Here is a 9,666-nt window from a genome sequence, read left to right as displayed (position 1 = left end):
CCGGCGGGGGTGCTGCAGCCGTGTTGAAAGTGACCGTCTGCGGAAATGCGCGCTTGTCCTCGTCCCTGGCATTGATCAGCACCGACATGACGACCGGCGCGCCGCACAGATGGGTGACGCCCTGATCGGCGATCGCATCGTAGATCGGCTTCGGCCGCACCCAGCGCAGACAGACATGGGTGCCGGCCTGGACGGCGAGCGTCCAGGGAAAGCACCAGCCATTGCAGTGGAACATCGGCAGCGTCCACAAATAGACCGCGTGCTTGGCCATGCCGGCATGGATGGTGTTGGTGTAGGCCATCAGGGCCGCACCGCGATGGTGGTAGACGACGCCCTTCGGATTGCCCGTCGTTCCGGACGTGTAGTTGAGCGAAATCGCATCCCACTCGTCGTCGGGCATCGACCAGGCGAAGTCCGCGTCGCCGCCTGCGACAAATGCCTCATAGTCCAGTGAGCCTACCCGCTCGCCCTTTGGGTACGGCGCGTCGGCGGCGTATTCGGGATCGTCATAGTCGATGACCAGCGGCTTGACCCTGGCCAGTTCCAGGGCCTGCTTGACGACGCCGGAGAATTCGCGGTCGACGATCAGCAGCTTGGTCTCGGCATGATCGAGTTGGAAAGCGATGACCGCCGCATCGAGGCGGGTGTTGAGCGAATGCAGCACCGCCTTGGTCATCGGCACGCCGAAATGCGCCTCCAGCATCGGCGGCGTGTTTGACAGCATGACGGTGACGGTGTCGCCCTTGCCGATGCCGCGCTTCTGAAGGGCCGAGGCAAGCTTCAGCGACCGCTGCCAGAAAGTGCGATAGTCGATGCGCTGGCGGCCATGGATGATGGCGATATGGTCGGGATAGGTCTTGGCCGCGCGCTCCAGATAGGTGAGCGGCGTCAGCGGCTGATGGTTGGCCGCGTTCTTGTCGAGATCCTGTTCGTAAGGATTGCCCATCCCATGCTCCCCGCGATTTTCTTTCAGACGTTCTAATCACAGGCTCGGGCCGCGTCACCACAAACGATGCCACGACAGAGCGCATTCGGCACAATGATGAACCAGATTCGGCGCAAGCGGGAGCATCGCATACCTCTGCCCAGTTTGACTTTTGTCGAGAGCCGTGAATAATGTCAGCTGAGGAGACGGCATGGCGATCCGACCGGCAGAACAACTCATCCACAAGGCCGCCTGGCTCTACTATGCCCATGGCCTGCGGCAGGACCAGGTGGCGAGCCAGCTTAACATTTCCCGTGCCTCGGTCGCCATGTACCTGCGCAAGGCGCGCGAGACCGGCATCGTCAACATCTCGACTTCGACCCAGCTTTTCACCGACGACGTGCTGGCGCGCAAGCTCGAGGATGCGCTGAGCCTCGACGCCGTCTGGATCGCGCCGGAGAATGATCATATTGCCGACCCGTCGACGGAAATCGCCGTGCTGGCGGCGAGCGTCTTTCTCGAACTGGTCAAGAAGGGCGACCGCATCGGCGTCGCCTGGGGCCGCACCGTCTATATGATTGCCGACGTCATGTCCTATGCCGACCTGCAGGATGTCACGGTGGTGCAGCTCTGCGGCAATCTCGGCGCGCCCTATTCCTATCGCCCCGACCAATGCACTATGGAAATCGCGCGGCGGCTCAACGCCAAAGGGCTCAATTTCTACGCGCCGCTGGTGCTGTCTACGGAAGAACTTGCGCGTGCGCTGCGTGCCGAGCCGGTGATCCGGGAACAATTGTCGGGTGTCGGCGAATGCGACCTGGCGTTATACTCGGTCGGCGCGGTCGACGCCGACAGCCATCTGGTCAAATGCGGCGCGCTGACGCCAAGCGAAATGGCGGATCTGCGCAGCCAAGGCGCTGCCGGCGTGATTGCCGGGCAGATCATAGACGCCGAGGGCAAGGTGCTCGACTGCAGTTATAACAGGCGGGTGATCTCCGCCGAGCTTGCCTCGCTGCGCGCCATCGCCAGGCGGTTGGTGGTGGTGCAGGAGGACAGCAAGTTCGAACCGCTGCTCGCGGCGATCGCCGGCGGCCTTTGCACGCATCTGGTGGTCGGCGCACACATGGCGCAGCGGCTCCTGGATCATGCGGCTGCCACGACAGAAAAGGCCTCCTAGGAAATCCCCTCTCCGTCGCCGGCGCATTGTCATCAAAGCGTCGCGGCATTGCTGTTTCACCATCAAAGACAAACAACCGGACGAAGCGAACATGAAGAATTTGTGGAATGACGAAGCAGCCGAAAAACTCGTCGCAGACTACGCGAAAAAGGGTGTCGGCCGCGACCTGGCGCTGCGCGTCTACACGACCCGGCTGCTCGGCGGCGAACCACGGCTGGTCCTGCATGGCGGCGGCAACACCTCTTGCAAGACGACGGCAACCGACCTCGTCGGCGACCAGTGGGACGTGCTGTGCGTCAAGGGCAGCGGCTGGGACATGGGCGTCATCGAGCCGCAGGGCCTGCCGGCGGTCAAGCTCAAGCCGCTGCTCAAGGCGCGCGCGCTGAACAGGCTGGCCGACGAGGACATGGTTGCCCTGCAACGCGTCAACCTCATCGATCCGTCCTCGCCCAACCCGTCGGTCGAGACGCTGCTGCATGCCTTCCTGCCGCACAAATTCGTCGACCACACGCACTCGACCGCCATTCTCGCCATCGTCGACCAGGAGGACTCCAAGCCGCTGGTGACCACGGTTTTCGGCGCCAAGATGGGCTATGTGCCCTACATCATGCCCGGCTTCGACCTCGCCAAGGCGGCTGCCGACATCTTCGACGCCGATCCTGATGTCGAGGGCCTGATCCTCGACAAGCATGGCATCTTCACCTTCGGCGACGATGCGAAGCAGGCCTACGACCGGATGATCCATTATGTGAACGTCGCCGAGGACTTCATTGCCGCAAGTGGCAAGCCGAAGGCGGCAAAGGCAGCCTTGCCAGCAAAGCTCGCGACGCCGGCGTCGATCGCGCCGATGCTGCGCGGCGCGGTGGCGGTAGCGCGCGGCGAAGGCCGCTTCGACCGAATGGTCAGCGATTTCCGCACTTCGCCGGCAATTGTCGATTTCATCAATTCAGCCGAGATCGCCGATTATGCCGGGCGCGGCGTCTCGACGCCCGATCTGTCGATCCGCATCAAGACCGGGCCGATGGCGCTGCCGGCGCCCGACGCGGACAAGGCCGGCGACTACAAGGCGGTGATCAAGAGCCATGTCGACGCGTTCGCCAAGGATTATCGCGCCTATTTCGAAACCAATGATGCGCTCGACGACGTCAAGCGCACCATGCTCGACCAGATGCCGCGGCTGACGCTGGTGCCCGGCCTCGGCATGTTCGGCCACGGCCGCACCCTGAAGGACGCGAAGATCGCGTCGGATGTCGGTGAGATGTGGATCGAGGCAGTGCGTGGCGCCGAGGCCGTCGGCCGGTTCCATCCGCTTTCCAAGGCCGACCTGTTCCCGCTCGAATACTGGTCGCTGGAACAGGCCAAGCTCGCCTCCAACAAGCCGAAGCCGCTGACCGGCCAGGTGGTGCTGATCACCGGCGGTGCCGGCGCGATCGGTGCAGCGACGGCAAAGCTGTTCGCCGACAATGGCGCCCATGCCGTCGTCGTCGATCTCGACGCCGAAAAAGCCGCCGATGCAGCGAAGAAAGCCGGCAACAATTCGATCGGCGTCGCCGCAGACATCACCGACCCGGCACAGGTGCGTGCCGCCTTCGACAAAGCGGTCGCCGTGTTCGGCGGTGTCGACATCCTGGTTTCCAATGCCGGCGCCGCCTGGGAAGGCCGCATCGGCGAGCTTGACGACGCGCTCCTGCGCAAGAGTTTCGAGCTCAATTTCTTCGCCCACCAATCGGTGGCGCAGAACGCCGTGCGCATCATGCTCGAACAGGGCACAGGCGGCGTGCTTCTGTTCAACACCTCCAAGCAGGCCGTCAACCCCGGCCCGAAGTTCGGCGCCTATGGCGTGCCGAAGGCGGCGACGCTGTTCCTGTCCAGGCAGTACGCGCTCGACTATGGCGCGCATGGCATCCGCTCGAACGCCGTCAACGCCGACCGCATCCGCTCGGGCCTTTTGACCGACGCCATGATTGCCAGCCGCTCAGGCGCGCGCGGCGTGTCGGAGAAGGACTACATGTCCGGCAATCTGCTCGGCCAGGAAGTGACGGCGCAGGACGTGGCGCAGGCCTTCCTGCATCATGCGCTGGCCGACCGCACCACCGCCGACGTGACGACCGTCGACGGCGGCAATATCGCGGCAGCGATGCGGTAGGGAAACCGGCCGAGACTGACGCAAAACAGGCGAAGGTATTCGGGATCTGCAGCTACAGCAGTTCTCGGATGCCTTCCCACGCCATTCTGCCCAACCGTGATTCGGCCTCGTCATTGCCGCCATGTGCATGCAATGTCGAGCGTGGTGTGTTCTCGCCAGGCAAGAGAATGCGATGCCCCGCATCCGGCGATGACACGAGATGTGTGATCTTGCCTGCTTCGCTGCGCCGCCGAACAATTTCTGTCGCGAACCATAGCGAGGGCCACAGCGCATCGTCGCCGCCTGCGACCAGCAGGATCTCGGCCGATGCGGTCTCAACGGGGATGGTCGCCGCAGCCGCTTCCTGCCTGAAGGTTTTCAAGCAATGTTCGAAGAGTCCCCTGTAGGATACCAAGCCATCCACGTATTCTGGTGTCCAGTTTGGATCCGTCGGCACAAACGGCAGGGGGATTCCGTCGAGCGACCATGAGGATCGTTCAGGCCAGCTGACGCCATCCGGGCCAGCACCAATATTTCCCCAAATCACCGATGACGGGCTGATGGCGACCACAGCGTCGATGCGCGGGTCATGGACCGCCGCAAGCAGTGAGGCCTCGGCACCCTTGGATGTGCCGACATAGACGATGCGGTGGCATCCTGTTTCAAGGAGACAATCGGTTGCCGCGAAGAAGGTTTCGAGGGGAATTTCGCATATTCCGGGAGGCTGGCCCTCACCGCCGAACCATTGCAGGGCCAAAGCCGACGAGCCCTCGTTTGCAAAGAGCCGTGCGCGCCCGACATCGACGCGGCCACTCGACCCACCCAACACCACGACACCCGTGGTGGCCTGCGGGCATCGAAACAAGGTTCCGGCGACGGCGCCGGACAGGTTTTCCTCGATTGCCGCCTGAGCTTCCATATACGCACCGAACCTTGGGCCGGAGCCTGGCGCCGGCTGCAGATATTCAGCAAAAAGGCCGCCTGCAGCAAGCGGCTGCAGGCGGCCTTCGATAGCGAAAGTTACTTGGCGTTCGGGTTCGGCATCCAGGCCGGCATCGCGACATCGGCGTGGGCGAACTGCGGCAGCTTGGCCGACAGGTCCTCCATGTTCTTGATGTCCTTGTCGATGAGGTCCTTCTGGGTGATCAGTGTCGGCGGCACGACGACGTTGTGGCCGGGGTCTTCACCGGCCAGCAGCTGTGCCAGCGCACGCACCGAGACCTGGCCGACGACGGCCGGGTTGGTCGCGGCGGTCGCGGCCCAGGCGCTGTCGGGCTCGCGCATCGCAGCGATGTCCGAGGTCGAAATGTCGGCCGAATAGATCTTGATGCCCTTGTTCAAGCCCGCTTCGTCGACAGCGATCTTCACGCCCTTGGCGAATTCGTCATAGGGAGCGAACATCACCTTGATGTCGGGATGCGCCGTCAGCACCGAACGCGCCTGGTTGGCGACGGAGTTGGCGATCGGATTGTCGAGCGTGCCGAACATCGCGACTTCCTTGATGCCGGCATATTTCTTCTTGACGTCAACCCAGGTCTCGTTGCGGCGGTCGAGCGGCGCGATGCCGGCGACATAGACATAGCCGGCATTCCAGCTCTCGCCATTGTCCTTGACCGCCTGCTCGAGCGCGAGGCGTGCCAGGTCGCGATCGGACTGTTCGATCTGCGGGATCTTGGGGTTTTCGACATTGACGTCGAAGGCCACAACCTTGATGCCGGCGTCGACCGCACGCTGCGCGGCGTCCTTCATCGATTCCGTCAGGCCGTGCTGGATGATGATGCCCTGCACGCCGAGCGCGATGGCCTGGTCGACCATGTCGGACTGAAGAGCCGCATCCTGGCGGCTGTCGAGGACGCGCAGGTCGATGCCGAGCGCCTTCGACTGCGCCTCGACGCCCGAGAGATAGGCCTGGAAGAAGTCGCCGGTCGAGAGATAGCGCACCAGCGCGATCTTGACGCCGGGCTTGTCGAAGGGCGCCGGCTTGTCCGCGGCAAAAGCCGGGACCTGCATCAGCATAGTTGCGCCGGCCAATCCGAGCGCCACCTTCCCCAGAAGTCTTCTTGTAATGCTCACTTTGTTTTCCTCCACTCTTGTTGAACTCGAAAATCCTGTTCCGGTCGAAAGCTATCTCCTGCCCCTGCCCGAAAGCGCAAAGGTGAAGACAAGGGCGACGACCAGAACCACGCCCTTGATGAAATCCTGCGTGTAGTAAGGCGCGTTCATCATCGTCAGGCCCTGAAGCAAGATGCCGACGAACAGCGCGCCGATGGCGGTGCCGAAGGCGTTCGGCTTGGCGGCACCCAGCACCGCGTAGCCGATCAGCGCTGCGGCAACCGCATCGAGCAGCAGATTATTACCCGAGGCGATGTCGCCGCGTCCAAGCCGGGCAGCGAGCAAAATGCCCCCGATCGAGGCAAAAACACCTGAAATGACGTAAGCCCAGATCTTGTATGCCTTGACAGGCGCGCCGGCGAGTTCGGCGGCGCGCTCATTGCTGCCGACGGCATACATCATGCGGCCGAAACGGGTGTATTCGAGGAAGAACCAGATCAGCACGGCGAGCACGAGCAGCACCACCACCGACACTGGAATGAGGTTCGGGATGAAGAAGTCGAAGCGGTGGCGGCCAAGCGCCAGGAAGGCGTCGGAGAATTTGCCGTTGGCGACCGAACCATCAGGCATGGTCATGCCGGTGGCGATCGAGCGGCCTTCGGTTGGAATGCGCTGCAGGCCGACGAGCAGGAACATCATGCCGAGCGTCGCCAGCAGATCGGGCACACGCATGTAGACGATCAGCCAGCCATTGATCAGGCCGACGATGGCGCCGATGAGCAGGCAGACGACGACCGCGACAAGGGCGTTCTGCTCCAGCACCACCATGACATAGGCGGCCGCCATCATGGCTGAGGTGGCGACCGAGCCGATCGACAGATCAAAACCTCCGACGACCAGCGTGGCGGTGACGCCGAGCGCCAGCACGCCGGTGATGGCGACCGACTGGAAGATGAAAACCGCACTTTGCGGCGAAACGAAACCGTCGGCGGCGATCGAGAAATAGGCGACGAGCCCGAACAAGAGCACGATGAATCCGTAGCGGATGGCGTGGTCGCGCAATGTCATTCGGCGCTCCCGCGCGCTGCTGCCGTTTTTAGCCAATCCGAACCCATGCTCTTTCCATTCCCATTCCTAACGCCCGCGCTCAGGCGGCACTGTGCAGCGGCCCGCCGGCGACCTCGGCCAACAGGCGGTCGAGATCGACATCGGCATTGCGGTGCTCGCCGACGATGGTCTGTTCCGACATGACCAGGATGCGATCGGCGGTCTCCAGCGCCTCGTCGAGTTCGGTGACGAACAGCAGCGTGGCGCGTCCGTTTGCACTGGCCCTGAGCTTGGCGGCGATGTCGCGCCGGGCGGAAATATCGACGCCCTGAAACGGCTCGTCCAGAATGAACAGTCTCGCATGCTGGGCCATCCAGCGGGCGACCATCACCTTCTGCTGGTTGCCGCCGGAGAGCTCCGACATCTCGTCCTTCTCGGAGCGGCAGACGATGCCCAGCTCCTCGATCTGCCGGCGCGCCGTGGCGCGTTCCAGACGGCGCTTGAGAACAGCGAAACGTGACATGCGCTTGTGAAACGGCAGGCTGATATTTTCCTGGATGTTGAAGCCGCCGACGATGCCGTTCTCGCCGCGGTCCTTGGCAACGAGGAACACGCCGGCGGCGATCGCCTCGCCGGCTGTTTCAGGCGCATAAGGCCTGCCGTTCAGCGTCATTGTGCCGGCCAGCGGCTGGCGCACGCCAAACAGCGTCTCGGCAAGCGCCGTCTTGCCGACGCCGACGAGGCCGGTGATGGCAACGACCTCACCGTCGCCGAGCGTCAGCGAGATCGGCCGTGCGCCTTGTGCGATGCGCAGACCGTCTATCTTGAAGACGGCATTGGCCGAATCCCTGACAACAATCCGGTCGAGATGGATCTTGCGGCCGAGCATGGCGTTGACCGCGCCTTCATAGTCGAGCGGTTTCTTGTCGAAAATGCCTGAGATGATCCCGTCCCGCATGGATACGATGCGGTCGGCCAGCCGCCTTATGTCCGACATACGGTGCGAGATGTAGAGGATGGCCACGCCTTGCTCGCGCAGCCTGTCGATCAGGGCAAACAGCCGATCAGCCTCGGCGCTGGAGAGCGATGAGGTCGGCTCGTCGAGGATCAGCACTTTCGGCTTGTGCGCCAGCGCGCGGGCAATCGCCACCATCTGACGATCGGCCAGCGAAAGATCACTCACCCGCGCCTTCAAATCGATGGCCAGCCCCATGCGGTCGGCAACCGTCTTGGCCTCTCGCCGCACGCGCATTGGATTGAACAGGGTCGGCGCACCGCTGCCGCTCAGCCGGTCCAGCGTCAGGTTGGTGGCGACGTCGAGATCGGCGACGACACCGTCGTTGATGTTCTGATGCACGGTGACGACGCCGGCGCGGATCGCCTCGGCCGGGGTTTTCGGCGCGAAATCCTGGTCGGCGAGCGCCATCGTCCCGCCGCCGCGTTCGTAGACACCAGAGATGATCTTGACGAGGGTGGATTTGCCGGCGCCGTTGGCGCCCATCAGCACGGTCACTTCACCGGCATGCAGTTCCAGCGAGACGCCGCCAAGCACCTCGTTATGGCCAAAGGATTTCCTCAGTCCCTCTACGCGGAACACGGCATTGCCGACCATGCGTTCCTCCCTGACATGACGCTATGGGCTGTATCGGCAATTGTCAACACGATTGACAATTGCCAGATCGCTTCCTAGCTTGGCCCGGCCGCCACGCCTCCGTTATGTTGGAAGCGCATATGCGGGAGGATAACGATGACTGAAGAATTGCCGTTCGAAGCCCTATCGGTCGAAACCCTGGCTGCACGCCTTGGCGGCAACGAGGCGCTGTGCGCGAAGATCGGCAAGGACACCGGCGCCTGGAAGGTCCGCGAGGTCGGCGACGGCAATCTCAACCTGGTGTTCATCGTCGAGGGCGCCAGCGGTGCGGCCGTGGTCAAGCAGGCCCTGCCCTATGTCCGCCTGGTCGGCGACAGCTGGCCGCTGCCGTTGAAGCGCTCCTTCTTCGAATATCACGCGCTGACCAGGCAAGAGGCGCGCGCGCCGGGCTCGGTGCCGGCGATCCATTATTTCGATGAAGGTCAGGCGCTGATCATCATGGAATATCTTGCGCCGCCGCATATCATCCTGCGCCGTGCCCTGATCGACGGCCGCCAACTGCCGAACATCGCCCGGGATATCGGCCTGTTCATGGCCCGCACGCTGTTTCGCGGCTCCGACCTGCATATGACCGCCAAGGACCGCAAGGCCGATCTGGCGCTGTTCGCCGACAATGCCGAGCTTTGCGACATCACCGAAAACCTCGTGTTCTCCGATCCCTATTTCGATGCCAAGATGAACCGGCACAC

General features: G+C 63.1%; 7 protein-coding genes and 1 pseudogene. 3 read left to right on the top strand and 5 right to left on the bottom strand.

Annotated features, from left to right (window positions below; all coding sequences use genetic code 11):
* The coding region (locus tag EN879_RS12790) for an AMP-binding protein (RefSeq protein WP_164774392.1) at positions 1-946 on the bottom strand (946 nt) is incomplete at its 3' end.
* 190 nt (positions 947-1,136) lie between these two features.
* Between EN879_RS12790 and EN879_RS12785 the strand changes: the two genes are divergently transcribed.
* Entirely contained in the window at positions 1,137-2,102 is a 966-nt protein-coding gene (locus tag EN879_RS12785; RefSeq protein WP_013532917.1) for a sugar-binding transcriptional regulator, read from the top strand.
* Between the two features lie 91 nt (positions 2,103-2,193).
* A complete protein-coding gene (locus EN879_RS12780; RefSeq protein WP_063167609.1) occupies positions 2,194-4,248 on the top strand; it encodes a bifunctional aldolase/short-chain dehydrogenase in 2,055 nt (684 codons plus the stop codon).
* 52 nt (positions 4,249-4,300) lie between these two features.
* On the opposite strand, the gene EN879_RS12775 is transcribed toward EN879_RS12780, so the two are convergent.
* From EN879_RS12775 to EN879_RS12760, 4 genes are all read right to left on the bottom strand, one after another.
* Complete coding sequence (locus EN879_RS12775) at positions 4,301-5,146, bottom strand: acyl-CoA thioester hydrolase/BAAT C-terminal domain-containing protein (protein WP_063167608.1); 846 nt, start codon at positions 5,144-5,146, stop codon at positions 4,301-4,303.
* Positions 5,147-5,247: 101 nt separating this feature from the next.
* Positions 5,248-6,300 carry a substrate-binding domain-containing protein gene (locus EN879_RS12770; protein ID WP_023808755.1) on the bottom strand — a complete coding sequence of 351 codons (1,053 nt, stop codon included), beginning with the start codon at positions 6,298-6,300 and terminating at the stop codon, positions 5,248-5,250.
* 51 nt (positions 6,301-6,351) lie between these two features.
* Complete coding sequence (locus tag EN879_RS12765) at positions 6,352-7,347, bottom strand: ABC transporter permease (protein WP_013532921.1); 996 nt, start codon at positions 7,345-7,347, stop codon at positions 6,352-6,354.
* Between the two features lie 79 nt (positions 7,348-7,426).
* The gene (locus EN879_RS12760; RefSeq protein ID WP_063167607.1) at positions 7,427-8,938 is read right to left on the bottom strand and encodes a sugar ABC transporter ATP-binding protein; all 1,512 of its coding nucleotides are present in this window, start codon (positions 8,936-8,938) and stop codon (positions 7,427-7,429) included.
* 135 nt (positions 8,939-9,073) lie between these two features.
* On the opposite strand from EN879_RS12760, the pseudogene EN879_RS12755 reads away from it, so the two are divergent.
* A pseudogene (locus EN879_RS12755) lies at positions 9,074-9,666 on the top strand (phosphotransferase); the annotation flags it as partial.

This window comes from Mesorhizobium sp. M7A.F.Ca.AU.002.02.1.1, assembly GCF_003998535.1.
Taxonomy (GTDB): Bacteria; Pseudomonadota; Alphaproteobacteria; order Rhizobiales; family Rhizobiaceae; genus Mesorhizobium; species Mesorhizobium ciceri.
The sequence above is the reverse complement of the archived record's forward strand: the minus strand, read 5'-3'. Positions and strand labels throughout refer to the sequence as shown.